The organism is Oceanobacillus saliphilus (assembly GCF_023522835.1).
GTDB lineage: Bacteria > Bacillota > Bacilli > Bacillales > Amphibacillaceae > Oceanobacillus > Oceanobacillus saliphilus.
This window is the reverse complement of the sequence record NZ_JALCZU010000010.1, coordinates 14155-40350: the sequence shown is the minus strand read 5'-3', so window position 1 is coordinate 40350 and position 26196 is coordinate 14155. Positions and strand designations below refer to the sequence as shown.

Annotated in this window: 21 protein-coding genes and 1 other annotated feature; of the genes, 15 read left to right on the top strand and 6 right to left on the bottom strand. The window is 39.2% G+C overall.

Annotated elements, in window-relative coordinates; translation table 11 throughout:
- The first annotated feature begins 47 nt into the window (after positions 1–47).
- From MN204_RS15720 to MN204_RS15680, 9 genes are all read left to right on the top strand, one after another.
- Positions 48–557, top strand: a complete 510-nt coding sequence (locus MN204_RS15720; protein WP_249872040.1) for a hypothetical protein — start codon at positions 48–50, stop codon at positions 555–557.
- A 154-nt stretch (positions 558–711) separates the two neighbouring features.
- Positions 712–1083 (top strand): thioredoxin family protein, encoded by a 372-nt coding sequence (locus MN204_RS15715; RefSeq protein WP_438804712.1) that lies wholly within the window; start codon positions 712–714, stop codon positions 1081–1083.
- Between the two features lie 29 nt (positions 1084–1112).
- Entirely contained in the window at positions 1113–1922 is an 810-nt protein-coding gene (locus MN204_RS15710; protein WP_249872038.1) for a DUF1444 domain-containing protein, read from the top strand.
- 10 nt (positions 1923–1932) lie between these two features.
- Positions 1933–2535 carry a YtpR family tRNA-binding protein gene (ytpR, locus tag MN204_RS15705; RefSeq protein ID WP_249872037.1) on the top strand — a complete coding sequence of 201 codons (603 nt, stop codon included), beginning with the start codon at positions 1933–1935 and terminating at the stop codon, positions 2533–2535.
- Between the two features lie 245 nt (positions 2536–2780).
- The gene (locus MN204_RS15700; protein ID WP_249872036.1) at positions 2781–5285 is read left to right on the top strand and encodes a DNA translocase FtsK; all 2505 of its coding nucleotides are present in this window, start codon (positions 2781–2783) and stop codon (positions 5283–5285) included.
- A 71-nt stretch (positions 5286–5356) separates the two neighbouring features.
- Positions 5357–6472: a nicotinate phosphoribosyltransferase gene (locus MN204_RS15695; protein WP_249872035.1), complete on the top strand. Its 1116-nt coding sequence runs from the start codon at positions 5357–5359 to the stop codon at positions 6470–6472.
- 194 nt (positions 6473–6666) lie between these two features.
- On the top strand, positions 6667–7977 hold the full coding sequence (gene murC, locus MN204_RS15690) for a UDP-N-acetylmuramate--L-alanine ligase (protein ID WP_249872034.1): 1311 nt from the start codon (positions 6667–6669) through the stop codon (positions 7975–7977).
- Between the two features lie 258 nt (positions 7978–8235).
- Entirely contained in the window at positions 8236–8643 is a 408-nt protein-coding gene (locus MN204_RS15685) for a DUF948 domain-containing protein (RefSeq protein ID WP_249872033.1), read from the top strand.
- A gap of 20 nt (positions 8644–8663) precedes the next feature.
- Complete coding sequence (locus MN204_RS15680) at positions 8664–9245, top strand: YtxH domain-containing protein (protein ID WP_249872032.1); 582 nt, start codon at positions 8664–8666, stop codon at positions 9243–9245.
- 114 nt (positions 9246–9359) lie between these two features.
- Here the strand turns inward: MN204_RS15680 and MN204_RS15675 are convergent, their stop codons facing one another.
- Positions 9360–11507: a cell division protein FtsA gene (locus tag MN204_RS15675; RefSeq protein WP_249872031.1), complete on the bottom strand. Its 2148-nt coding sequence runs from the start codon at positions 11505–11507 to the stop codon at positions 9360–9362.
- A 160-nt stretch (positions 11508–11667) separates the two neighbouring features.
- On the opposite strand from MN204_RS15675, the gene MN204_RS15670 reads away from it, so the two are divergent.
- The 4 genes from MN204_RS15670 (at position 11668) to motS (ending at position 15767) form a co-directional block, all read left to right on the top strand.
- Positions 11668–12741: a bifunctional 3-deoxy-7-phosphoheptulonate synthase/chorismate mutase gene (locus MN204_RS15670; RefSeq protein ID WP_249872030.1), complete on the top strand. Its 1074-nt coding sequence runs from the start codon at positions 11668–11670 to the stop codon at positions 12739–12741.
- A 294-nt stretch (positions 12742–13035) separates the two neighbouring features.
- Entirely contained in the window at positions 13036–14037 is a 1002-nt protein-coding gene (gene ccpA / locus MN204_RS15665) for a catabolite control protein A (protein WP_249872029.1), read from the top strand.
- A 124-nt stretch (positions 14038–14161) separates the two neighbouring features.
- Positions 14162–14986 carry a flagellar motor protein MotP gene (motP, locus tag MN204_RS15660; RefSeq protein ID WP_249872028.1) on the top strand — a complete coding sequence of 275 codons (825 nt, stop codon included), beginning with the start codon at positions 14162–14164 and terminating at the stop codon, positions 14984–14986.
- The gene (gene motS / locus MN204_RS15655; RefSeq protein WP_249872027.1) at positions 14976–15767 is read left to right on the top strand and encodes a flagellar motor protein MotS; all 792 of its coding nucleotides are present in this window, start codon (positions 14976–14978) and stop codon (positions 15765–15767) included. Before motP ends, motS begins: the two co-directional genes overlap by 11 nt.
- A 63-nt stretch (positions 15768–15830) precedes the next feature.
- Here the strand turns inward: motS and MN204_RS15650 are convergent, their stop codons facing one another.
- The 4 genes from MN204_RS15650 to MN204_RS15635 all read right to left on the bottom strand — a co-directional run bounded on the left by MN204_RS15650 (position 15831) and on the right by MN204_RS15635 (position 21427).
- Positions 15831–16988 (bottom strand): acetoin utilization protein AcuC, encoded by a 1158-nt coding sequence (locus tag MN204_RS15650; RefSeq protein WP_249872026.1) that lies wholly within the window; start codon positions 16986–16988, stop codon positions 15831–15833.
- Positions 16985–17635, bottom strand: a complete 651-nt coding sequence (locus MN204_RS15645) for an acetoin utilization AcuB family protein (protein WP_249872025.1) — start codon at positions 17633–17635, stop codon at positions 16985–16987. Before MN204_RS15645 ends, MN204_RS15650 begins: the two co-directional genes overlap by 4 nt.
- Before the next feature lies 1 nt (position 17636).
- Positions 17637–18290 carry a GNAT family N-acetyltransferase gene (locus tag MN204_RS15640; RefSeq protein WP_249872024.1) on the bottom strand — a complete coding sequence of 218 codons (654 nt, stop codon included), beginning with the start codon at positions 18288–18290 and terminating at the stop codon, positions 17637–17639.
- A gap of 152 nt (positions 18291–18442) precedes the next feature.
- Positions 18443–21427 (bottom strand): transglycosylase domain-containing protein, encoded by a 2985-nt coding sequence (locus MN204_RS15635; protein ID WP_249872023.1) that lies wholly within the window; start codon positions 21425–21427, stop codon positions 18443–18445.
- Positions 21428–21548: 121 nt separating this feature from the next.
- Positions 21549–21770: a binding site (T-box leader), on the top strand.
- Positions 21771–21826: 56 nt separating this feature from the next.
- On the opposite strand from MN204_RS15635, the gene tyrS reads away from it, so the two are divergent.
- Positions 21827–23098: a tyrosine--tRNA ligase gene (tyrS, locus tag MN204_RS15630; RefSeq protein ID WP_249872022.1), complete on the top strand. Its 1272-nt coding sequence runs from the start codon at positions 21827–21829 to the stop codon at positions 23096–23098.
- 229 nt (positions 23099–23327) lie between these two features.
- Here tyrS and rpsD read toward each other — a convergent pair whose 3' ends face one another.
- On the bottom strand, positions 23328–23930 hold the full coding sequence (rpsD, locus tag MN204_RS15625; RefSeq protein ID WP_249872021.1) for a 30S ribosomal protein S4: 603 nt from the start codon (positions 23928–23930) through the stop codon (positions 23328–23330).
- A 405-nt stretch (positions 23931–24335) separates the two neighbouring features.
- Here rpsD and MN204_RS15620 point away from each other — a divergent pair, with 405 nt between their 5' ends.
- Positions 24336–26153, top strand: a complete 1818-nt coding sequence (locus MN204_RS15620) for a sensor domain-containing diguanylate cyclase (protein WP_249872020.1) — start codon at positions 24336–24338, stop codon at positions 26151–26153.
- Positions 26154–26196 lie beyond the last annotated feature (43 nt).

The following is a 26196-nucleotide window of genomic DNA, read 5'->3' as shown; positions in this document are numbered from 1 at the left end:
GTTGTATGATGGAAATTGGTAAAAAAGAACTAGTTAGGAGGGTCACGGTGAAATATCCTTTATATATACTTGCAGGAATAATGTTTATTGCGTTTGTACTGGCTGGTTGTACAATATCAGAGGAAGAAGCAACTTCTGAGGCAACGGCAGCTGCTGAACATATCTTCCATTATGAAACTGACATTGATACAAACTATAAAATTGACAAAAATTCTATTTATATACCTGCACATTTGAAAGTGGAAAGCAGTGATGACAGCAATATCATTTTGGTTGATGGTAGCCAAACGTATATTGCTTTCAATAATCTGATTGAACCAGCGGAAAGTGAGTTAAATTTTAACGCAGCAGCCACGGAAGATGCATTGGTGCTTGAATCATTTGCGGATGAGAATCATTTTGGATATATCCGCATCCTTCCTGATGAAGGAGAAGGCTATGAAATGCAGATTGGCGCTGGTGGGGCGAAGATAACAACATTTACTACTAAAGGGAAAATGGCTGCAGATGCAGAGGAACTAATGAAATTGGCGAAATCGATTGTAGATAAGGATTAAGTAAGCGAGCTAAGCGGTGCAGCTATAGCACCGCTTTTTATTTCGTTTGCGGAAATAATGATGGGATTCGCCATCACACCCGACCAATAACGACTTATCGAGACGAGCTTCAACCAACCAAATACATTATTTACCTTCTAAAAATCCAAGATAATTGAATCAATATGAAAACAAAGATATGATAGTGTTAGAAAGGACGTTGATTAATATGAAACATTTAGAATCAGTTGAGCAATTTAACGAGTTAAAAAATAATGAACAGGTTATATTCATTTTCTCTGCAGGGTGGTGTTCGGATTGTCGTGTCATCGAGCCGGTCTTACCGGAAATTGAGGAAGCATTCCCAGCGTATCAATTTGTTGAAGTAAATCGTGATGAATTTATTGAATTGTGCCAGGAACATGATATCTTCGGCATTCCTAGTTTTTTAGCGTTTACAGACGGTAAAGAAACAGGACGATTTGTCAGTAAGGATCGTAAAACGAAAGAGGAAATAGTACAGTTTATCGAAGGGTTATCTACATAATTTCCAAATGGTTTTAAGGAGGTAGCAACATGACAAAAATGACCAGTTTCAAATTGAAAAAAATGCTCGAAGAACGACTTGCAAACGAGAATTACAATACTTCTTTTAACCGTGATACGGACACGTTTCGAATCGAATGGAAGGACACAAAGCTCGGGATTAATATTACATTGCCGAACATGGTTGTAAAATACAACCAGCGTGGCGAAGAGGCAATTGATGAGCTGGAAGAGCATGTAAAAGAAGCGCTCAGAATCATGAATGAAGATCATCAGCTTTCAGGAATGGAGAAGAACATCTTCCCAGTCATGCGCTCTCCTTCCTTCCCAACAGAAACAAAGGCAGGAGCCAAACTTGTCTTTAAAGACCATACAGCGGAGACGAGAATTTTTTATGCCCTCGATTTAGGAAAATCCTATCGCCTCGTTGATGAAGAACTGCTCGAGAAAGAAGGATGGACGAAAGAACGAATTGATGAGATAGCGGCATTCAATGTGCGCTCGCTTTCGGTAGATTATAAACATGACAGTGTAGCAGACAATGACTTTTATTTTGTAGCTACACAGGACGGGTATGACGCCAGCCGGATATTGAATGAAGCGTTTTTGGAAGAAATGAAGGCAAATGCCAAAGGAGACCTTACCGTTTCCGTGCCACATCAGGATGTACTTATTTTTGCTGACATTCAGAATAAAATGGGTTATGATATTTTGGCACAGATGACAATGAAGTTTTTCGCAGAAGGCCGTATTCCGATAACTTCGCTGCCTTTTATCTATGAAGATAAAAAGCTGGAACCGATCTTTATACTTGCAAAAAACAGGCCTGAAAATAGCTAGGAGGATAAGAATGGATATATTTTACAATCCGGATGGTATTGGTGACGTGTTACTGATTCCTATTAAAGACGGGGACAGATACGAAATTACGCATGAAAAATTTGGAGATATTACAAAAATAACTACAAAAGATGGAGATGTTCTTGGCTATAATGTTTTTGAAGCTTCGAAGCATTTGAATAACCTTCAAAAAGGAAAAACGAAGCTTACGGAAGCATTTTTGCAGGAAATCAAACAATTGTTTGAAGCCAATCATTTAAACGACCCCCTTGAATTTGATTTGAGCCCGAAATTTGTAGTAGGGTATGTTACAAGTAAAGGGCCGCATGAAAATGCAGATAAACTAAGTGTTTGCCAAGTCGATGTAGGCGGTGAAACATTGCAAATCGTTTGCGGAGCACCAAATGTCGACGCAGACCAGAAAGTTGTAGTTGCCAAAGTTGGTGCTACAATGCCAAGTGGATTGAAAATCAAACCATCGGAGCTGAGGGGCGTTCCATCCAATGGCATGATATGTTCCCAAAAAGAACTCGGTCTGCCGAATACGCCACAAGAAAAAGGAATCTATGTACTTGATGATTCCTATACGGTGGGCGAAGAATTTGTAATATAACTAGAAAGCAGCCTCCTGAATTTTCGAGGCTGCTTTTTGTTCCATCGCAGGTGAGTATAACCTACCGGCGTTAGTCAAACAGCATTGCGCAGTCCATACGTATCTATTCGAGCGCTCAAAAGACGGAATTCGTAAACAGTAACCCGATTGCGGAACGCTTTTCTTCAGATACATTCCAAATACATCCAAAAACTGCTAAAATAGAGATTGAATGATTTTTAGGTAATAGAAATGAGTGAATGAAGATGTGGAATCAATGGAAGAAAAAAATAAAAAACATATTTACTGAAGAAGTGGAAGTTGAAGTGAAAGAAGTGGTCGAGTTAAGACCTCAGAAACAACAAAATAATGGAAAACAAAGCTTAAAAGCAAAAATGATTTATCAATATCCGGACCGCAATTCCTTTAGGTTTCCGGTAATACCGGATGAGCCGCAAAGAAAACAAGCAGAAGCTTTTCCGGCATATGAGAAGAAGCGAAATAGACCAACCGAAAGATCAGAGAGAAAAACCAAAGAAGACCGTCCAAAACAGGTGAAACGAACCTATAGAGAAGCGTCGATAGAGAACAGAAAAATATATAAAAAGGATCCGAGTGTGCCTTTCCAACTTTCAGATGTCCCATCACCTGTTTATGGCTACCAGAAAAAAGATCAGAAAAAAGAAATAGAGAATATTCCAGCTTTTAAGCGTAAAGAACTTAAAGAGGAAAACATATCAGAAAAAATACAGGTGATTGAGCCAGTTGCTGATGAAAAAGAACTAAAGAAGAATGATGATGGAACATTCATTCTTGATAGGAAATCAGAAGCTGCACAAGCTGTTGGTTCTAAAGGAAATGAGAAATCAACGAATGTGATTGAACTGATTGACAATAAAGAAACCGCAGCAACCCTAGAACAGCCGGAAAGAAAGACTGTTTCGGAGTCTGCACCGCGTGAGCAAAGCAGCAAACGGAAAATTAATCCGATAAGTACGACCGATAATAGAAGATCTTATGAAAAGAAGACGAACGAATCCAGTTCAGAACCATTTAATGTCATCATGACACCTCGAGATAAAAAGAAACTTTTTGACAGGCAGCAGGAACAAAGGAAATTAGAAAAGCGAATTCAAAATCTTTCCTCCTATCCATCGAATGCAGATTCGAATAAAAGGGAAGAAACACATAAGCAAGTACAGCATGAGGATCCAAATCAAGTAGAGCTTCATGCTCGGGCAGAACAGCAGAGAGAGGAACAGTTCAGCAAACAGGCAGCCCAAATAAGAAAAGATTATCAGCAATCCAAATGGGGGCAATCTGTTTCAACTGAACAAATAGAATCGGAACCTGTTCAGGAAGTGCAACAAATACACGTCCCCTATCATTTACTTAATGATCCAATTGAAAAAAATAATGATGATCAACTTTGGGTGGATGAACAGCAACGATTATTGGAGCAAACATTAAAGTATTTCAATGTGCGTGCGAAGGTAGTGAAAGCAACCCAGGGCCCATCCGTTACCAGGTTCGAGGTACAGCCGGAAATGGGAGTGAAAGTAAGCAAGATCAAAAATCTTTCCGATGACCTGAAATTGAATATGTCAGCAAAAGACATACGAATTGAAGCGCCAATTCCAGGGAAAAATACAGTTGGAATTGAGATACCGAATCAAAAAGCGGAAATGGTTGGCTTGCAGAGTATTTTTGAAACGGGAGATTTCAAAGATAGCGAATCTCCTTTAAGTATAGCGTTGGGACTGACAATAGAGGGTTATCCAAAAATAACAAACATCCAAAAAATGCCGCATGGATTGATTGCAGGTGCAACTGGTTCGGGTAAAAGCGTCTGTATCAATACAATTTTAATCAGCCTGATTTACAAGGCAAGCCATGAAGATGTTAAATTCCTGCTTATAGACCCGAAAATGGTTGAGCTTGCACCATATAATGGAATACCTCATTTGGTTGCACCAGTTATAACGGATGTTAAAGCTGCAACACAAAGTCTGAAATGGGCAGTAAATGAAATGGAAGATCGCTATGAGAAATTCGTTGAGGAAGGCGTCCGCGATATTGAACGCTATAATCAGAAAGTGATCAAACAGGGCAGGAGCAATCAGAAAATGCCGTTCATCGTTATTGTCATCGATGAGCTGGCTGATTTGATGATGATGTCACCACAGGACGTGGAGGATTCCATCAGCCGGATTGCCCAAAAAGCGAGGGCTTGTGGAATCCATCTTCTCCTGGCAACCCAACGGCCATCTGTTGATGTTATTACTGGTCTCATTAAAGCAAATATCCCGACAAGAATTGCATTCAGTGTATCATCACAGATTGATTCACGTACGATTATTGACTCCAGTGGTGCAGAGAAGCTTCTTGGAAAAGGAGATATGTTGTTTGTGGAAAATGGTGCTGGTAAAAGTGTTCGACTGCAAGGTCCATTCGTATCTGATGAAGAAATTGAACGGGTAACCAATTATGCACGCAGTATTGCAGAACCGAATTATCTTTTTGAACAAGAGCAACTACTGGAACAAATCAGTGTGGATGAAGATGAGGATGATTTAATGGAGCAAGTGATTCAATTTGTTCTTAATCAACGAAGCGCCAGCACTTCGTTACTGCAACGGCATTTTAAGATTGGTTACAATCGAGCTGCACGTCTCATTGATACCCTGGAAAGCAGGGGATATATTTCCGGTCAGAATGGAAGCAAGGCGAGAGAAGTGCTTATCACACCGTCTCAGCTTGAAGAAATGTAATTATTTGTCCGAATATGAAAAATTCTATATGATATAGAGACCATGGATATTCGATAAGGAGAAAACATTCTATGAAAGAAATTAGTCAGAAACTTACAGGGGAAATTAAACGTCTTACAAATAAAACGTTCAAATTTGATGAGCGAATCAAAGATGGTTGGTTTTCAGCTGTTTACTTTTTAAAAACGAAAGAAATCGCTGAACAGAAATTACCGAATAATTATGTTACCATGCAGTTTTTCCAAAAGGAAAATGCCGTACTATGTGGTACAGATGAAGTTATTGCATTGCTCCATACATTTGCAGATAATCCGGAGTCACTCGAAATAAAATCATTGAAAGATGGGGATAAAATCACCCCTTATGAAACGGTAATGACGATTTCAGGCGCCTATCAGCAATTTGGCTATCTAGAAGGAATCATTGATGGAATCCTTGCAAGAAGAACATCTGTCGCAACAAATGTATACAATGTGGTAAAAGCTGCACGAACCTCCGGAGAGCAGAAACCGGTTATATTTATGGGAGATCGTGATGATCATTATACGACCCAGGCCGGAGATGGTTATGCTGCATTTATTGGTGGTTCCACAGCACAGGCGACCCATGCTATGAATGAATGGTGGGGCAAAGAGGGAATGGGAACAATGCCACATGCGTTGATTCAGATGTTTCGTGGAGATACTGTTGCAGCTGCAAAGGCGTACCATGAAATGTATCCTGAAGATGAATTAGCAGCACTGGTTGATTATAATAACGACGTCATCACCGATTCATTGAAAGTGGCTAGAGAATTTGGTGAAAAACTGAAATCGGTACGTCTGGATACTTCCCGTACGCTTGTGGATAAATATTTTCTGAGAAATCATCATTTAATGGGAACTTTTGACCCTCGTGGAGTTAATCCTGAATTGCTGTTTGCACTAAGGAAAGCACTTGATGAGGATGGTTTCGGACATGTGAAAATCATGGTTACAGGCGGCTTTACCGAAGATCGGATTACCGAATTTGAAAAAGCAGGTGTGCCGGTGGACATGTATGGAGTGGGTAGAAGTCTGTTACGGCTTAACATCGGATTTACCGGTGATCTCGTCCTGTTCAATGGTAGTCCTGAAGCGAAAGAGGGGCGGCGTTACAGACCAAATCCCCGCCTAGAGAAAGTGGACTATTTTCATCCAAATGAATAAGCTATTTATTATAAGAAATCAGAATCAGATTAAGAGTTCAATTTTAACAATCCAATTCATCATTTGCTAACATTTAAGCAGAGGAATAAAAGTGTTTTAAACTGAGTCAATCTTTGCTATAATGAAGCGGTGTGAAAATCCATTCATACAATTTTTGAGATTACCGTTTGTATGAACATGTTGGAGGTTCGTTTATGACAACTTACCATTTTATTGGTATTAAGGGAACAGGAATGAGTGCACTGGCACAAATTCTTCACGACTCTGGTGAAAAAGTTCAGGGCTCTGATGTAGATAAAGATTTCTTTACACAGGAAGCACTGGAAGAAAAGAATATCCCAATATTCCCTTTTTCCGAGAGTAATATTAAAAAAGAATATACCGTTATTGCAGGTAATGCTTTTTCAGATGATCATATAGAAGTTCAGGAAGCAAAAAAACAAGGCTGTACATTTTACAGATATCATGAATTCCTTGGTGAATGGTTAAAGCAATTTACAAGTATCGCTGTAACAGGTGCACATGGAAAGACATCGACGACAGGTTTGCTCGCTCACGTACTTGATGAGTCATTCCCCATTTCATATTTAATAGGGGATGGGACTGGTAATGGTCATGTGGATAGTAAATACTTTGTGTTTGAAGCATGTGAATATCGTCGTCATTTCCTTAGCTATGAGCCGGATTATGCAATCATGACGAATATCGATTTTGATCATCCCGATTATTTTACAAGTCTTGAGGATGTCGTGGATGCGTTTCAATCAATGGCAGACCGGGTTAAAAAATGTATTGTTGCTTGTGGAGATGATGAAGAACTGCAAAAGATTCATACGAAAGTTCCTGTTATTTATTATGGATTTGCTGCAAGTAATGATTTCCAGGCACAGAACGTCAAAGAAACCGACCATGGAACAGAATTTGACGTGTTTGTAAGGAATACGTACTACGACACATTCACAATTCCGATGTATGGAAACCATAATATCCTAAATGCTTTAGCTGTAATTGCGATATGTCATTATGAAGGTATTGATGCAGAGAATATCAAGAAACTTTATTCATTTAAAGGAGTTAAACGCCGCTTTAGCGAAAAGAAAATAGGAGATCAGGTAATCATTGATGATTATGCACATCATCCGAGAGAGATTACCGCCACTATCGAATCTGCAAGGAAAAAATATCCGGGCAGACAGGTTGTTGCTATTTTCCAGCCGCATACGTTTACCAGGACAAAAACATTTCTGCAGGAGTTTGCCGACAGTCTGAATGAGGCTGATGCTGTGTACTTATGTGAAATTTTTGGTTCTGCGAGGGAAGAAGCAGGTCAACTGAAAATTAATGATTTACAGGACTTGATTCTAAACAGTTTCTTACTTGAACTGGATCATGCAGAAGTATTGCAGGAGTATAAAGATAGTGTCCTCATTTTCATGGGTGCAGGGGATATTCAAAAATTTCAAAAAGCATATGAAGAAACGCTTAAAACTTCTGTGCGAAAATAGCATTTTGAAGAACCATCCGTTTAACTGGATGGTTCTTTTGCTTTTTAAAAGAAGGATTTATTACTTATTTGTCGAAATTGTTAAGTGAAAGGGATATACTAGAACTATGTTTTGACAGATGATTAACTTCCACCATACATATGTTTATTCCGGATTTATTAGGGTAATAGTGAAGAAGATATGGTATACGGAAAAGGGAATTATCTAAAACTATCGTTCATGATCTTATTACTACAAACAAGAGGAGCTGAATTTGAAATGGAAATCATGTTTTATATTGCCGCACTTATCGCAGCTATAGCATTTGTAGTGCTGGTAGTATATGTGGTGATCACATTAAAAGCCACGAGACAAACACTAAACGATGTATCAGGTACACTACAGGGTCTTGAAAAACAAATGCAGGGTGTAACTGCAGAGACGACACAATTATTAAATAAAACGAATCGATTAGCTGACGATATTAATCATAAATCCACTAAATTGGATGGGCTTTTTGAAGGTGCAAGAGGAATTGGTGACACAATTAATGAGTTTAACCAAACTCTAAGACAGCTATCCGGGATTATCTCGCGCAATTCCAAAGAAGATCAGGAGAAAGCTGCCCAGGCTGTAAAATGGGGAGCATCCATATTTGAATACTGGAACAAGAGAAAAAACAAATAAAAATTATAGGAGGGAAATGTATGTCTGAAAATAACATCAATACAAAAGACTTTATTATCGGTACATTAGTAGGAACGATAGTTGGCGTATCTGCTGCATTATTGCTTGCGCCTAAATCCGGAAAAGAATTAAGAGGAGATATTAACCAGGGTGCTACACAAATGAAATATCGTGCTGGCGAGTGGAGAGATGTAGCCCAGGAAAAAGGATCTGATTGGAAGGATAGAGCATATACAACTGGCTCGGAACTACGAAAAAAAGCAATGGATACCACTTCACAGCTATCCAAAACAGTAACCCAGAAATCCCAAGACTTAAGAGACAATGTAATTGAAAAAGCAGATGATTTTAAAAACAATGCCACTAAAAAGGCAGTCGATCTAAAAGAGGATGCTTCCACGAAAGCTCAGGAAGTGAAAGAAGATGCCGGTCAAAAATCTCAGGAAGTCAAACAGGATGCGGCAAACCAAACAGAAGAAATCAAAAAGGCAGTAACGGACAAGACTTCAGATCGAGACGATTTAGAAGCAAAAGAAAAGGTTGCCCAGCAAACGGCAACAGGACCTGTGAAAAAGAAACCGTCTGATACTACTAATAAATAGGTTAAATAAAAGAAAGACCACAGTGCCATTTAAACTGTGGTCTTTTACCTGTTTATCGCGTGGATTGATCAGTCCTAACTGTTTATCTAGCAAAAATCCTGTCATTCGAGGAAGTTAGGTGTTATTTTCTCTATCCCATCTGATTTCCAGAACATCTCCCGTATTGATTTCTTCATCAAATGAAGTTTCCTCATTATTTTTATATAGTTTAAAGTTACCGCTCACACGGGATAGGTCAATTTCTACGTAACGAAATATATCCTGGAAGATAAAAGGAATTGCTTTGACCTCCTTCATCACAAGTTCGTCATTTAATTTTAATATACTGTCTAGCTCTAATTCTTCGTTCCCACGTGTAAGCACAAGCAGTTTCTGTTTCAACTCGACAGGTTGCCCATTAAAGGTTACTTTCATGATACTAGTTGATTTTTTATCCAGCTGATGAAGCAAATCCGAAACGGCAGGCGCACTTGCCGAAGTCACATTCAATTTGTCATTGTGTTTCAAGTTATTGTCCGCGGACACTTTTTCCCCGTTTAAGTAAATGTGAGTTTCACCTTTATCAATCGACAGCTTCCGGTTGTTTACCAGTACTGTAAAAGGCTTGGCGCTCGTTATATTTTCTGTAACTGTTGTAAACAGGAATTCTTTAATCGTGTGGCTCTGTTTCCAAACGATGATGTCATTATCTTTTATGACATAATCTTTTGTTTTTAACTGACCATTCACATAAAAAGAAGCGTGCAGTTGGTACGGTTTGTTGTTATAGAAGACAGTCATTGCTGGAGCTTCCCCGATAAGTTCTTCCAATGTTACGCTAGATGCCGCTCCATCTTTTCCACGTATAACTTGTATTTCGTCACCGCTATGCACTAAATTTTCGAGGTGGGCCTTTTTGTTGTTAACATAAATAACTGGTGCTTCTCCAAAGCTGCCTGGAAGGGTTATATCCTGGTCGTTCACTTTAACGATCACGGCCATTCCAGGTTTTCCATACAATTTATTCAAATCAGTTCCTGCCTGGATGAGACAGTCTCCAACAGTTAACTGCTTCATTTCAAACAGCCGAACCATTTGCTCATTAACCCGTACACTGACATAATGGACGGGATTTTGTTTAGCAGCAATGGCAATTCCAATAGGAGTTACAAAATCCGGACCTTGAGGAATAAGCTCATTTTTAATGAGGTTCTGTATGGCATCACTTCCCCTTACAGCAACACGGTTTTCGGGAAGATCCAGCTTATGGGCAAGGGACTTTGTTAAATTTGGAGTTAAACTTCCACCACCGACGAGCATTACGGCCCGGGGAGGTTTAGCGTTTAACTGCATGATTTCATCTGCGATGGCTGCCGCCAGCTTATTAACGTGATCCGAAATATCTTGAACGAGTGTATCATAGGTGATAACGGACTCAAAACCAAGAATATCCGCTACCGTCTCTTCTCCATCATTTACGATTCTACGCTTCGTTTCTTCCGCTTGTGGGAAATCAAGTAAATAAAGATCACTGATTGCTTCGGTTATTTCATCCCCTGCTACAGGAACCATACCATAGGCTGCAACGGTTCCTTTGTCTGTAATAGCAATATCACTTGTGCCTGCACCAACATCTACAAGGGCCACATTAAGGCGTCTCATAGATTCCGGTATAAGGACATGGATAGCTGCGATTGGCTCCAATGTGAGGGCTTCCATCTCAAGATCTGCTCTTGTCAATGCTGCAAGCAAAGATTCTACAACAACCTTTGGAAGAAATGTGGCAATGATTTCAACCGACGCCTCATCACCGCTCTGGTCAATAAGTGAACCTATTTGATCATTATCCAGCGTGTATTGTAGTACCGAATATCCTACACAATAATAGTTCGTATAATCATTATTATTTTCCCGGCTGGCAAGGTTAATCTGGGCAGCCTGTACAGCAGACAGTTCCAAATGTTTTATTTTTTCATTATTGGTGATGGGTTGTTGATGTAGGGGAATAGCAGCAGCTGCTACCACGGTTTTCAATGACCTCCCGGCTGCGGCAACACAGGCCCTCTTTAAAACAGTTTCTGATTGTTTTTCAAGTTTATCCTTTACATGTTTAATAACCTCTGAGACGGCCAGTACATTGTGTATTTGCCCATCCCGCATGGAGCGTTCCGTATGTTCTTTTATATAGTAATCTATCACCGCAAATTTATCTTGCTGTTTTTCAAGCAGTAAACCTGTTACGGAGCGTGTGCCAATATCGAGCGCAAAAACAACATCACTCATACTTAAGCACCCCTTTCTCTAGGCTGGAATGATATTATGTAAAATTATATCTATCTAATTATAAACTTAATGATGACAAATGAAAGAATTTTAGCTATAATTGTCACTAATTATTAAAAAATGTTTATGTTTAAAATTTGTATCAGGGGGCGCATAGGAAATGAGTAATGAAATGGAACAGCTAAGAAAGCAAATAGACGATGTGAACTTGGAAATTCTTGAATTGATTAATCGTCGTGCCGAGCTGAATCAGCAAATCGGTCAGTTAAAAACGAAGCAGAGCATTAAACGTTTCGATCCAGTACGTGAAAGAGAAATGCTTGATAAAATTAAAGAAAAAAATAACGGACCATTCCAGAATGCGACACTTGAGCATATTTTTAAAGAAATTTTTAAAGCCAGTCTTGAACTTCAGGAAGATGATAACAGCAAAGCATTACTAGTTTCGCGTAAAAAGAAACCGGAGAATACTGTTATTGATATTAAAGGTGAAAAAGTTGGTGACGGGCATACGAGTTATGTATTCGGACCATGTGCAGTGGAAAGCTATGAACAGGTCGCTGCTGTAGCTGAATCTGTAAAAAGCAAAGGTTTGAAATTACTGCGTGGTGGAGCGTTTAAACCAAGAACATCACCATATGATTTCCAAGGTCTTGGTGTTGAAGGTTTGCAAATTTTAAAACGCGTTGCAGATGAATATGATTTAGCCGTCATCAGTGAAATCGTTAATCCAGCACATATCGAAGAAGCGATTGACTATATCGATGTCATCCAAATTGGCGCGAGAAACATGCACAACTTTGAATTGCTGAAAGCTGCTGGTGATACAAACAAACCAGTACTATTAAAACGTGGCCTATCAGCAACAATTTCTGAATTCATCAATGCAGCAGAATATATTATCTCACGTGGAAATGGAAATATCATTTTATGTGAACGCGGAATAAGAACGTATGAAAAAGCAACCCGTAATACGCTCGATATATCTGCAGTACCTATCCTGAAACAGGAAACACATCTTCCTGTTATGGTTGATGTTACGCACTCAACAGGTCGTCGTGACTTGCTTCTGCCTACTGCCAGAGCAGCCTTGGCTATTGGAGCAGATGGAGTAATGGCTGAGGTTCATCCGGATCCAGCTGTAGCATTATCGGATTCTGCTCAGCAAATGGATATTCCTACGTTTGATAAATTCTTTGAAGACATTAAGTCATTGGAAAATCGCTTGAAGTAGCAGGTGAAGGCTGGTCATCTATTGATCAGCCGTTCATTCTTACATAGTCAGCGGCAATAACATAGTGAACATTTTTTAGCGGATGTATAAACATACTTACAATGCATACGTGCAGGCGAAGGCACTTGGTCCAGCTTTTTGACAGGTTGCCTTCCTTTTATACACAGAAGTGCTGTTTTTCCATCGATTTTCGAGGTGCAGCACTATTTTGTGGTATAAAATTTTGTAATTTTTTTCATGGTAGAGTATCATATAGAAAAGAATCGATTTGTATACTATTAGGAGGTACTTCAGATGAACATAACGATCTATGATGTAGCAAGAGAAGCGAACGTCTCCATGGCTACAGTTTCACGTGTTGTTAACGGCAACCCGAATGTTAAACCGACAACACGAAAAAAAGTATTGGCAACAATTGAACGCTTAGGCTATCGTCCAAATGCAGTAGCAAGAGGATTGGCCAGTAAAAAAACAACGACAGTGGGAGCGATCATCCCAGATATTTCAAATATCTTTTTCTCTGAACTTGCTCGGGGAATCGAGGATATCGCAACTATGTATAAATACAATATCATTTTAAGCAGCTCCGATCAGAATAAAGATAAGGAACTCCAGTTGATCAATACGATGCTTGAAAAGCAGGTTGATGGGATTCTGTTCATGGGTGGCAATATTACAGATGAGCATATCCATCAATTCAAAACGTCCTCTGTTCCAATTGTGCTTGCATCTACATATGACCCAACTGATACGATTCCAACCGTCAACATCGATTATGAACTCGCAGCCTTTGAGGCAACGATGCACCTAATCGAAAAGGGTCACAAACACCCCGCATTGGTAGCGAGCAAAACAGAATCCAGTGTCAATGCGCTAAAATATAATGGCTATATTCGGGCATTGAAAGAGTCCAATATTGATATCAATGAAGACTATATATTTAAAGGAGCGTATGATTATCGAACGGGACTCGAAGCTGTGGAAAAGTTATTTGCTTTAGATGATAAGCCTACAGCCGTTTTTGTCACTTATGATGAAATTGCATTGGGAGTTATTCATGGTGTACAGGACCGAGGATTAAAAGTCCCTGAAGATCTTGAAGTATTCGGTTTTGATAATACGAGGTTGGCGACGATGGTCAGACCAACACTCACGACGATTGTCCAGCCAACTTATGACATTGGTGCAGTAGCCATGCGTCTGTTGACTAAATACATGAACAAAGAACAAGTCGATGATAAAAATGTTGTATTACCACATCGTATTGAGATCAGAAACTCAACATCCGAAAAATAATGCCGATATAAATAGTAAATCAAATAGTGTTCAAATGTTACCTTAACTGTTGAGATGACAATCGTCTCCATAGGTAACATTATGGACTCTTTTTGTTAAGCAGATCTATGGGGAGATAACTAATATGAGAAAACGTGATCTATTGACTCCAATTGGCATTACTTTAGGTTTTATTATGATTATGTTGGCAATTATTTCTAACAGTGGCACAGAGGGTGTTGCTTCATTTGCCGATATTCCAGCCATTTTTATCGTAATCGGAGGCCTGATCGCATCCATGCTGATTACCTTCAAAATGGAACAAATAAAATTAACAGGGACAATTTTGAAGGAAGCCTTTCACAAAAATGATATGCAATTGGCCGGGCTTATCAATCTGTTTATTCGATTGTCCGAGCGTGCAAGAAGAGAAGGTATTCTGGCGCTAGAAAATGAACTGGAAAATGTGGAGGAGCCATTTATAAAAAAAGGAATACTGCTAGCGGTTGATGGAATTGAACCGGAAGTGATTACTGATATTTTGAACGCTGAAATCACCGCAATGGAAGACAGACATTATAAAGGAAGATTATTGATAGAAAAAGCGGCAGAGTATGCACCTGCCTGGGGAATGATTGGAACATTAATTGGACTTGTCCTTATGCTGAATACCCTCTCAGATCCCAGTACATTAGGTCCGAGCATGGCAGTCGCACTTCTGACTACGCTATATGGAACCGTACTTGCCAATCTCGTTTTTACTCCAATGGCTGCGAAGCTGGAAGCTAAAACCGAGGAAGAGGTTTTTACGAAACAGATAATAATTGAGGGAATCATTGGCGTTCAGTCAGGTCAGAACCCGCGGATTCTTGAAGAAAAACTAAGTGCATTCCTGCCAAAAGATTATAAGGGCAAGAATGAAGCTGAAGACGCAGCAGGTTACGTGGGGGAGAGCGTTAATGAAGCGTAGAGAAATAAGACGTACAACAAGCAAAGGTGCTCCGAAATGGATGGTTACCTATTCTGATATGGTCACACTTGTATTGGTTTTTTTCATTTTACTTTTCTCTGTGTCACAGATTGATCAAGTTAAATTTGATGCGATATCAGAATCATTTCAAAATCGCATGATTTTTGATTTTTTCCCATCTCCGGTACCGATGGAGAATCCGACTGAAAGCACGGATCATATGGAAAGCGGAGAAATGAGCAATGAATTTGATACCCCAACACAAATGGATAATACAACGGATAGAGATGAGCCGGCAGATGAAGTAGATTCTCTGACTGAATTAGTGACAGACGTGGAAAATTATTTGGATGAATACGATTTGAATAATGTCATTTCTGCAAATAGAACGGAACGAGGAGTTGTTCTTGTACTTCAGGAAAGTATCTTATTTGCTTCTGGTGAAGCTAATATTCTGGAAGAGGGTAAGCCATTTCTCGATAGAGTCAGATCTTTGCTGCAGGATATTCCAAATAATATTAAAGTGGAAGGACATACCGATTCACGTCCCATCTCCAATTACCGTTATCCTTCTAATTGGGAACTATCAGGTGCAAGGGCAAGCAGTGTTGTCCGCTATCTAATTCGTGAAAATGAGTTTGATGCTGCCCGTTTTTCTACGGCTGGTTATGCTGATATAAAACCACTGGTACCAAATACGTCGCCGGAAAATTGGAGTAAGAACCGTCGGGTTGAAATTGTCATTCTGGAAAGTAGTAATGAAGATGGAGCTGAAAGTTAATCAGCTCCTTTTTCATTTTGAAAATAAGATATTCCCTTTAATAGAATAAATATGATAGATTGTTTAGCTAATTGTTTTTGTATACTTTAGGAGATTTAGCAGTAGTTGCTTGTTTTTCTCTGTTATTTCTGCTTTTCTTGGAATCACCTGGTTAGCCTCCTCGGTATCGTGCCAAAAGGATGGTAGGTTGATGGGCGATTCGGCTTGCCATTTTGCTAACCATTCTTTAGGGAGAGCTCCTTTTGCGGGCTCACCTGTTTTCATTACATTCCAAACCTGTGCCCAGGCACGAGGTACTACTCTCCACATATCATAACCTCCGCCACCAGTAGCAATCCATCTGCCATTGCAATATTGATGTGCAATTTCATGGGCAAGATGGGGGATCCTTTCAAAAATATTCATCGTACCACATAGATGTGTGAGAGGGTCGAAACAATGCGCATCAGCACCATTTTGGGTAACGATAACATCCGGTCTAAAAAATTCGGCAATCTCCCTCAATGCGGTTTCATAAAGTTCTAGAAAAGATTCATCCTGTGTAAACGCATCAATAGGAAGATTAAAGGAGTACCCATGACCTTGCTTGATGCCCCGTTCATTTACATTACCAGTGCCAGGGAAGAGGTATCTTCCGGTTTCATGAATGGAGAATGTACAGACATTCGGATCATCATAGAATGCCCATTGAACGCCATCGCCATGATGTGCATCCGTGTCTACATATAGAACTTTGAGATTGTACTTTTTGCGAATGTATTTAATTGCTACAGCACTGTCATTATATATACAAAACCCAGCTGCTTTTCTTTCAAATCCATGATGCAGACCACCGCCAAGATTTAACATATGATCCCGTTTTCCAGTCAGTACTTCATCAACAGCAGTCAATGTTCCACCAACGATATAGCTGCTTGCTTCATGCATGTTCGGAAAAATGGGTGTATCCTCGGTTCCCAATCCATACTCAAAACCTTGTTCCTCGCTTAAATTACCTCTGCCTGCGCGTTTGACGGCTTCCACATAATCATGATCATGAAAGAGCTGAAGTTCCTCATCAGATGCCATTCTGGGAGGGATGATATCCTTGCTATTTAGTGTGTCATTCCTTTCCAATAATTCCTTTGTAAGCAGAACTCTTTTTTGATTGAAAGGATGTTCGTTATTAAAGTGATAGGTTAGGAAATCATCCGAAAATACGAAGCCGGTTTTGCAGCTCATCGTCTTGGCTCCGCAATATTATTTGGCCATAATAGCTGATAACCAGCTTCGCGCAGGTCCTGGATAACAGGCATTGGATTTAGGGTTTGGATACGAAAGACGAGTATTTTATAATCTGGATCACTTTTATAAGGATAGATCAGAACAGAGACAATATTCGTTTTGCGCTTACCAAAGATAGCTGCTACTTCAGGGAGAATACCCGGTCGATGGGGGACTTTCACTTCAATTAGAGAGCTTTGAACATGTGTTCCAGTAAGCTGTATTAATGTATAAAGCATATCTTTTTCAGTGACAATTCCTACCAGTTGATGATTGCTGACGACCGGCAGGCAGGCAATTTCCTTATCATAAAAAATAGCTGCTATTTCTTCAACAAAATCCATCGGGTGGATTGTAATAACGGGTTGACTCATGATCGTTTGGATTTCATTTTTCAGTTCACTGCTGTCTGCATCCTTAATAAAAGTAGAAGGACTCGCATCCCTAACATCACGATCAGAAACGATGCCGATCACATGGTTATCTTCATTCACGATTGGCAGATGTCTTATTCTATTTTTCTGCAGAAGCATCAATGCGTCTGCTATCGTAGCAGTTGGAGGTAAGGTGATTACCTCCGTTTTCATAATGTCCTCAACCAGCATCTTATAATCCCTCTCTCATATTTCGATAATTATGTCTTGCCAAAAAGCGAAGTTTATCGAATTGTTTAATTGATTCTTCCGGTACATTTTTTCCGATACGTACCATGAGGCAATTTGCAGGATGTGAAATAATTTCCGGATCATCAGTTGGAGCAGGAAGCAAACCTCCAGCAGCCATCATTTTTTCCATTACTTTGCGATAATCCCATATGCTGAGTTTTGTTCCTTCCAAGTCCCAGTGCCAATAATATTCAGTGGAAATAACGATATAATTTTCCATAAATTCATCCATCATGGACACCTTGATAAGACTCGATGCTATTCTCGCCCCACGGTATGCCGGTATCATTTCAATGGCACCTAATTCAATTAAATCAACCATATTGAACTCTGACCATCTTTCGAGAGGATCTGGATGTAAGTATGTCACATAGCCAATTATGGTGTCCTCTGTTCTAGCTATGAGAATTCTACCTTCAGGAAAATCAGCGATACTTAAAAGCGCTTCGAATTGCTTGTTAGCAGGTCTAAAAGCAGTTAGTTGTTCATGAAAATGATATTTTTTCATCTCTTCAGATTCCAGTGGCCCCTCAATAACAATTGGTCCAAGGTCTGTTTTGTACGTAATCGAATTGTATGTTTTTACATGTTCCATTTGTTCACCACCTGATTATGATGCGCTTACATTTTCCATTATACAGCAAATTTCTTATTATTTTTAGTATTTTGTGAAAATAGTTTGATTTATGGATTACTTTTTACATTAATAAGAGGGAAGCCATTGGTGGCTTCCCTCTTTTAATAAGATTAACTTTCTTCATCGTCTGTATTTTCTTCCTCATCGTTACTGTCATCTTCATTGGATCCGCCATTGTCTTCTTCATCATCTGCTTCATCCGAATTTGTTTCCTCGGAATTGTTTTCATTGGAACTTTCTTCATCCGCAGAAGTTTCTTCCGTATCATTGTCTTCTTCTTGATCTGGTGTTTCTTTTTCTTCTTTTGGCGTCTCTCCAACAATAACTTCACTGGATGCCTTCGATTCCAAACCGAAATAGTCAACGGCTTTAACCGTGTAAACAGCATTGCCATTGCCAATTCCGTAATTGGTAGATGTTGTGCTCCCAATCAGTTTGAAATTTCCACCAGGAGAATCCGAGCGATAGACTCGATAGCCTACCACATCTTTACTTCCTGGTTTTGTCCAAGTCAAATTGTTTCCTTCTTTTTTCACAGATGTTGGTGCATCAGGAGCCTTCCCGTCATCTTCAATACGATTGCTAGTTCCAATCTTACTTGAAGGGATACCAATTTTTTCCCATTTCTCCCGCTCTGTTCTTGGATACAGTTTTGTTAGGTCGGAAAGTTCATCATAACCATTTCTCGCAAGCCAATCCGGATTAAACGTAAGTCCATTTCCTACTACAAACTCAGAAGGTGTATTCGGTCCTGCCATTACGGACTTGCCATCTACAATGACCTGGTTTCCGGTTATTAAACTATCATCGATTTCCGTCGGTACGAATTTGGAATTGAATATGTCTGTTTTAACGAGTCCGGCTTTTTCACATAGCTCGGAAGGGAGCATTCCAGAAATAGCACAATAGCTCCTTTCCACAATTCCGTCCGGACGTTCAAAGCGATCTGTTGGTGCAACGAGATCTGGTCTTATATCTGCAGCTGCATTAATGAGCTGTGACCAAAGTTTGAGATTTCGTTGGCTATAAGATATTGAATAGGGATGATTAATCGGATAAGGTGTATCATATCCGATCCATGTTCCAAATGTTACGTTTGGATTTGTTGCTACAAACCACGCATCGTGGTAATCGTTGGATGTTCCTGTTTTTCCTGCCCAGTCTACACCACTATGTTTAAGTTGCGAATTGACATAGCCTGCAGTACCATTCGAAATGACGTCCCGCATCATGTCCACTGTCAGGTAGTTCGTTTGTGGTGAGAATACTTCAACAGGCTCTGGTACATGTTCGTAAACAACTTCACCATCTTTTGTCGTAATTTTTTCGATCATGTAACCATCCGCAAATTTCCCGTTATTACCAAATGTAGAAAAGGCATTTACGTTTTCTTCAACTGTTATACCATAAGCCATTGCACCGAGAGACAGTGACAGGTTACTATGGTCACCAGGTGTTAAAGAAGTGATGCCCATCTTTTTCAAGTATTGTGTCGCTGGATCATCATCGATTATTTTCAAATACGTATCGGCAGCAGGGATATTATAGGAATTAGCAAAAGCAGTTCGGGCACTCACGATGCCGTAATAACCACCACCATAGTTCTTCGGCTCCCAATTTCCCTGACCAGGAATCGCATATGATCTGTCATAATCAGCAATAGGGGTACCTGGCTGAACAACACCTTTTTCCATTGCAGGCGCATAATCGAGCAATGGTTTTATCGTACTGCCGATGGACCGATATGCCTGTGTAGCGTAATTCAGTTCTGATCCTTCATGATGTCCCCGTCCACCAACAAAGCTAATAATCCTACCGGTACTGTTTTCGATTAACATGCCACCGGTCTGGATAATGTCGGTAACTTCATATGTTTCTCCATTTTCATTTGTTTTCGTAAACGTTCTGTCGTTTCCGTAGTATTGATAATTCTTGGCAATTTCTTGAAATACATCATATATTTCCTTATCAATTGTTGAATGAATTTCGTAGCCATTCATTCGCATTGCTCGGTCAGCAAGAATATCATATTCTTCACTGAGCTCGTCGTTATCTAGTAAATCTTCGGAAGTATAGCCATCTTGTTCAAGTAAAATATTTTTTATAATAGCTTTTGCTCTTTTTTCTATTTCAAAAGTAAGGTACGGGTATGTTTCGTTTGGCGAAGGTTCATCCTCTTTAAAGTCGGCAACGATATCATAGGCCAAAGCTTCGTCCAATTCTTCTTTTGTGATATATTCCATATCATACATCCGGTTCAGTACAGTTTGCATTCGGTTTAATCCGGGTTGAATTCCTGACTCATCCTTTAATCCCCCCGTATTAACAAATGGCGTATATGCTGAAGGACTTTGCGGAAGCCCTGCAAGATATGCGGCTTGAGGAATATTGACTTCATCTGCATTTATTCCAAAAATCCCCTGTGCTGCGGTTTGGACTCCTGCAATGTTTCTGCCAGAAGAATTACGACCATAAGGAATGATATTTAGATAAGCCTCCAGGATTTCATCTTTTTCAAAGAACTGCTCCAGTCGCATTGCAAGCAGAATTTCTTTAGCCTTTCTCTCAAAGGATACTTCATTTGTAAGGATCTGATTTTTAATCAGCTGTTGTGTTAACGTACTACCACCGGTCTGTACGGAGGAGTTTGTAACTTCCTGAACGACGGCACGCAATATTGCTTTTGGTACAACGCCGTTATGTTCGGAGAAATATTCATCTTCTGTTGCTATGACGGCCTGTAGTAGAATCGGGGAAATATCATCCAATGTTGTCTCTTCACGATAAATGTCAGATCTCACATCACCAAAATAGACATTATCAGCAAAGTAGAGCTTGGAAGTTTCCGAGTAATCATAAATATCCTTTGCCATCGTTTCATAACTACGGAGAGGCTCGTCCTTAACGAGTGATGCAAAATAACCAGCACCAATACCTCCAACAAATATGAATAAGACAAGCCCAATTATGATAAAGAATAGGATCACATTCCAAACAACATCATACGTAATTCTGGAAGAACGCTGAATTTTTCCTGTTTTCCATAATGACTTAAACTTTTCCATATATAATAGAAACTTTTCCTTAAAATTCATTTGTAAACCCCCTAAAATTCTTATATAATTATAGCATAAGTGTATTTTATGTTGTATAATTTTCCCATAACTTTATGTTGCAACTAGATTACAAACGTGCTATAAATGTAATGTATAGAAACAACTTGCTATGAAAGATCGCAGTAACTTCGCAAATCCCTATGAAAGAGAGCTGGCGGTAGGTGCAAGCCAGTATAAATTTGCGGGTGAATTACAGTCTGGAGCATTTCTTCTCGGATAAATGTATCGTTTATTACAGAAGAACGGTGGAGACATCGTTAACAATCCCAAGTGGCCATTATTGGCAACAAGGGTGGTACCGCGTGTTAAACTCGTCCCTTATCTATTGATAGGGGGACGGGTTTTTTTGATTTTAAAAATAAGATGGAGTGTGGTAATGTGGATATTTTACAGGATTTAGAAAGTCGTGGCTTGATACATCAAACAACGGACCGTGAAGGATTGGAGAAACATTTACAAGAGAATCAGGTTACATTGTACTGTGGATTTGATCCGACAGCCGACAGCCTGCATATCGGGCACTTAGTTCCACTGACAATGCTGAAACGATTTCAACAGGCAGGGCACAAACCAATTGCACTTATAGGTCAAGGGACAGGAATGATTGGTGATCCAAGCGGGAGATCAAGTGAACGTTCTTTAAATACCAGTGAGGTTGTTAAAGGGTACGCTGATAAAATAAAGGAACAAATCAGAAGACTGGTCGACCTCGATGCAGAGGATAATCCAGTTCAATCAATAAATAACTATGATTGGCTGGGAAGCATGACGGTTATTGATTTTCTTCGTGATGCAGGAAAATATTTCGGAATCAATTATATGCTTGCAAAAGAGTCTGTTTCTGCACGCATCGAACAAGGAATTACATATACTGAATTCAGTTATATGATTCTTCAGTCACTCGATTTCCTCAAATTATATGAAAAGAAAAACTGTACAATGCAAATCGGTGGAAGTGATCAATGGGGAAATATTACCGCTGGAATGGAGCTAATTCGCCGATCCAGAGAAAATGTTGATGAAGAAATTAAAGTATTTGGTCTGACCGTTCCATTAATTACAAAAGCTGATGGTACTAAATTTGGAAAAACAGCAGGCAATGCAGTGTGGCTTGATGCGGAGAAAACATCACCATATGAATTCTACCAATTCTGGATCAATACAGATGATCGGGATGTTATTAAATTCTTGCGCTACTTCACATTCCTCTCTGTTGAAGAAATTAGCGTTCTAGAAGAGGAAGTTGCCAATAGACCGGAAAACCGTGTTGCTCAAAAAAGACTTGCAGAAGAAATGACGAAAACCGTTCATAGTGAAGCTGCATTGGAGCAGGCAGAGAAAATCTCAGCAGCGTTGTTCAGCGGGGATTTAAAACAATTATCTGTTGAAGAAATCAAACAAGGATTTAAAGACGTACCGACGTATCAAGCGGAAAAAGCAGATATTGGTTTAATAGACCTATTAGTGAACAGTTCTATTTCGTCATCGAAGAGACAGGCAAGGGAAGACGTAAAAAATGGAGCAGTATATATAAATGGAGATAGAGTGCAGGAAATAGATTATGTTCTGACAGCAGAGGATCGTATTGAAGATACCTTTACGATTGTCCGACGCGGGAAGAAAAAATACTTCCTAGTTAGTTATAAATAACAACAACAAAGCATTAGAAGTTTTCCGAATCGCAAGTGAAATCGATATTGATTTCACTTGCGGTTTCTTTGTTAAGAACATGGATTATGTGGCGCGACGAGAAAAGCGTTCCATGAGTCTGTTGAACAGTAAACCAGGCTGCAAATACAGGCACTCTTCAAACACAACAAACAAAATCCCCTCAAATCATCGATTTGAGGGGATTTATAAATAATTTTAGGCAACTTGATTAACGAGAGTAGAACTCAACGATAAGTTGTTCGTTAATTTCTGCCGGAAGTTCAGAACGCTCAGGGTAGCGAGTGTAAGTTCCTTCGAATTTCTCAGCATCAAAAGTTGTATATTCAGGTACGAAGCTGTTAACTTCCATAGCTTCTTTAACGATATCAAGTTTTTGTGATTTTTCACGTAAACCGATAACTTGACCTGGTTTTACAGCGTATGATGGAATATCCACGCGGCTGCCATCAACAGTGATGTGACCGTGGTTTACTAGCTGACGCGCTTGTCTGCGAGTACGTGCAAGACCAAGACGGTAAACAAGGTTATCTAGGCGGGATTCAAGTAAGATCATGAAGTTTTCCCCGTGGATACCTTTAATTTTACCAGCTTTAACAAACAAGTTTTTGAATTGACGTTCGTTTAATCCATACATGAAGCGTAATTTTTGCTTCTCTTGCATTTGCAAGCCATATTCAGAAATTTTCTTGCGTTGGTTCGGTCCATGTTGACCAGGAGCGTAAGGACGTTTATCCAATTCCTTACCAGTTCCAGTTAATGAAATGCCAAGACGACGTGATTTTTTCCAGACGGATCCAGTATAACGTGACATAGAGACAATCTCCTTTATTATGTTTTATTTGTATAAAATAAAACGCGCGTGTTCCTTACGCCAGTCCATTTTATTTTCATGTACCATCGCTCCAGCAGCAGAGAGTTACACGATACACCTCGGGGCACTAGCCACACAGGAGGAATAAAATGAGTGCAAGCGTCGGTTCACATAGGCTACCTAATTATTTTACACAAAGTATAGTATATAATTTTACAAGGATAAAGTCAAGAATTGATTTATAAATATATATTCACAGATTTTATGTAGGAAAATAAGACTAGTTATTGTATAATAAACGAAAGATTTTATCTCGGAAATAGTGTTTTAGGATTACAAAAGTACAGAAATAGCTCTTTTATACTAGTATATATTTATAAATCTGAACAGTAACAGGTGATAAAAATGATTTCAGTTCAAAATCTGAAAGAAACCGTAAATGAGTCCTATTTTGTAATGCTCTCGAAAATGTTGGAAAGTGATTACAGTAGACACGAGATTATGTCTATTGCAAGTGAACAAATGATGCGGTTTCTCAATGCCTCACATGCAGCTGTTTATTATTATGATGAAATAAACAACAAATATCAATTAACAAATCATGAATTTCCCCACTTCAGAAAAACGATCCCAATAAAAACGCATTTTATTGGGAAAGATATTTTACGTGAGGAAATGTCTGTTACAAACTTTAAAACATTTCAGTATACAACGATTGATCATGAGATTTTTCTATTCGTTTTTGGATTTTCTACAAGCATGATTCCAACTGAAGAGGTTTTCGCACTTATTGAAAAAAGCACAACCGATTTCCTTACGATGATTAATCAGTTTCGTGTTAAGGAAAGAAACACAACTCATTATCATGAGTTATATGAACTGAGCAAGCGTATTTTTACGACAAATGATATTACAGCCATTTTAACGGAAATTTCATCATCCTTAAAAAGAAATTACTCGGAGATTAGTTATACGTTTCTTTTGTCTCAGGATGTTGAGGTATCCTCGACTTTACCTGTAAAGAGTATTGAATATAATATAAGCGCCTCCGAAAAGCTGAGTACAAAAGCATTTTTGACGGGGGAGTTGCAGGCAGAAAGCATTCCTGATAATGACGTTTCCTATATATATGCTCCACTGTCAGGAAAGCAGGGGATTTATGGGGTTCTTGAAATCCGTACTTCAATTATAAACCAAATTCCAAAAACAGAAGAGAAGTTCATCATCGAGTTTGCTAATCTGACAGGGAAGGCTATTGAAGCTGCTAAATTGTTTCAAAGTTCCAAGCATCAAGTGACAGATTTGACAATTATAAATGCTACTTCACATCAATTAAACTCAAATTTGGATCTTCCTGAAATTATAAACCTTCTGAAAGAGCAGATTCTTAGTACATGTAATGCTGCTGAGATCGGGTTTATTCAGTTCTTTGATAATAAAACAAAAGTCTTGTCAGGTAGTTCAGCGTTTTTTCATTCGGATGAAAGCAGTTTGTTTATGGACTATTTGCACGAAGAAACAAAATCCTATAGAGAGGCTTTGTTCACCGGGAACTTTTCAGATGGGATATCCCCCTTTCCATATCGTTCTGTAATGGCCTTTCCAATGATACAGGCAGGGAATATAATTGGACTTGTGGTGATTGTGCATAAGGAATCCTATCATTTCAGTTTTGATCAATATAAATTAATTCAGGCAATTATTCAGCATTCCACGCTCGCAATGGCCAATACAATTTTAAAGTATAAACTTGAACAGGCAGTGATAACAGACTACCTGACTGAGTTATATTCACGAAACTTTTTGGAAGAAACCATCCAAAGGCATATGTTGGAAGGGGACAGAGGTGTACTCATCTTGTCGGATATCGATGACTTTAAAAATATCAATGACACTTACGGGCATCATGTAGGTGACCAGGTCCTCATTCAAGTAGCAAACATATTGAAAAGCAATATTGGCACTGGTAATATTGCTGCGAGGTGGGGTGGGGAAGAAATGGCTATTTATGCACCAAATATGACACTTGAAGAAGGGTATACGCTTGCCAAAGCTGTATGTATGCAGGTTGAGCGGATGACAGATCCAACTGTAACACTATCAACTGGCATATCGGCATGGAGCGAGAGTTGCGATCGGAATATGCTTAAGTTGTTCATGCGTACAGACAAAGCGCTCTATGAAGCGAAAAGTAATGGTAAAAACCAAGTAATTAAAAACTAGCAGCTTAAGCTTGGCTGCTAGTTTTTTTATCTGCATATGTGTG

Bases quoted from the DNA above. Each gene is read 5' to 3' on its own strand.
- MN204_RS15710 (WP_249872038.1), top strand. From the start codon at position 1,113: ATGACAAAAATGACCAGTTTCAAATTGAAAAAAATGCTCGAAGAACGA.
- ytpR (WP_249872037.1), top strand. From the start codon at position 1,933: ATGGATATATTTTACAATCCGGATGGTATTGGTGACGTGTTACTGATT.
- MN204_RS15700 (WP_249872036.1), top strand. From the start codon at position 2,781: ATGTGGAATCAATGGAAGAAAAAAATAAAAAACATATTTACTGAAGAA.
- MN204_RS15695 (WP_249872035.1), top strand. From the start codon at position 5,357: ATGAAAGAAATTAGTCAGAAACTTACAGGGGAAATTAAACGTCTTACA.
- murC (WP_249872034.1), top strand. From the start codon at position 6,667: ATGACAACTTACCATTTTATTGGTATTAAGGGAACAGGAATGAGTGCA.
- MN204_RS15685 (WP_249872033.1), top strand. From the start codon at position 8,236: ATGGAAATCATGTTTTATATTGCCGCACTTATCGCAGCTATAGCATTT.
- MN204_RS15680 (WP_249872032.1), top strand. From the start codon at position 8,664: ATGTCTGAAAATAACATCAATACAAAAGACTTTATTATCGGTACATTA.
- MN204_RS15675 (WP_249872031.1), bottom strand. From the start codon at position 11,507: ATGAGTGATGTTGTTTTTGCGCTCGATATTGGCACACGCTCCGTAACA.
- MN204_RS15670 (WP_249872030.1), top strand. From the start codon at position 11,668: ATGAGTAATGAAATGGAACAGCTAAGAAAGCAAATAGACGATGTGAAC.
- ccpA (WP_249872029.1), top strand. From the start codon at position 13,036: ATGAACATAACGATCTATGATGTAGCAAGAGAAGCGAACGTCTCCATG.
- motP (WP_249872028.1), top strand. From the start codon at position 14,162: ATGAGAAAACGTGATCTATTGACTCCAATTGGCATTACTTTAGGTTTT.
- motS (WP_249872027.1), top strand. From the start codon at position 14,976: ATGAAGCGTAGAGAAATAAGACGTACAACAAGCAAAGGTGCTCCGAAA.
- MN204_RS15650 (WP_249872026.1), bottom strand. From the start codon at position 16,988: ATGAGCTGCAAAACCGGCTTCGTATTTTCGGATGATTTCCTAACCTAT.
- MN204_RS15645 (WP_249872025.1), bottom strand. From the start codon at position 17,635: ATGCTGGTTGAGGACATTATGAAAACGGAGGTAATCACCTTACCTCCA.
- MN204_RS15640 (WP_249872024.1), bottom strand. From the start codon at position 18,290: ATGGAACATGTAAAAACATACAATTCGATTACGTACAAAACAGACCTT.
- MN204_RS15635 (WP_249872023.1), bottom strand. From the start codon at position 21,427: ATGAATTTTAAGGAAAAGTTTCTATTATATATGGAAAAGTTTAAGTCA.
- rpsD (WP_249872021.1), bottom strand. From the start codon at position 23,930: ATGTCACGTTATACTGGATCCGTCTGGAAAAAATCACGTCGTCTTGGC.
- MN204_RS15620 (WP_249872020.1), top strand. From the start codon at position 24,336: ATGATTTCAGTTCAAAATCTGAAAGAAACCGTAAATGAGTCCTATTTT.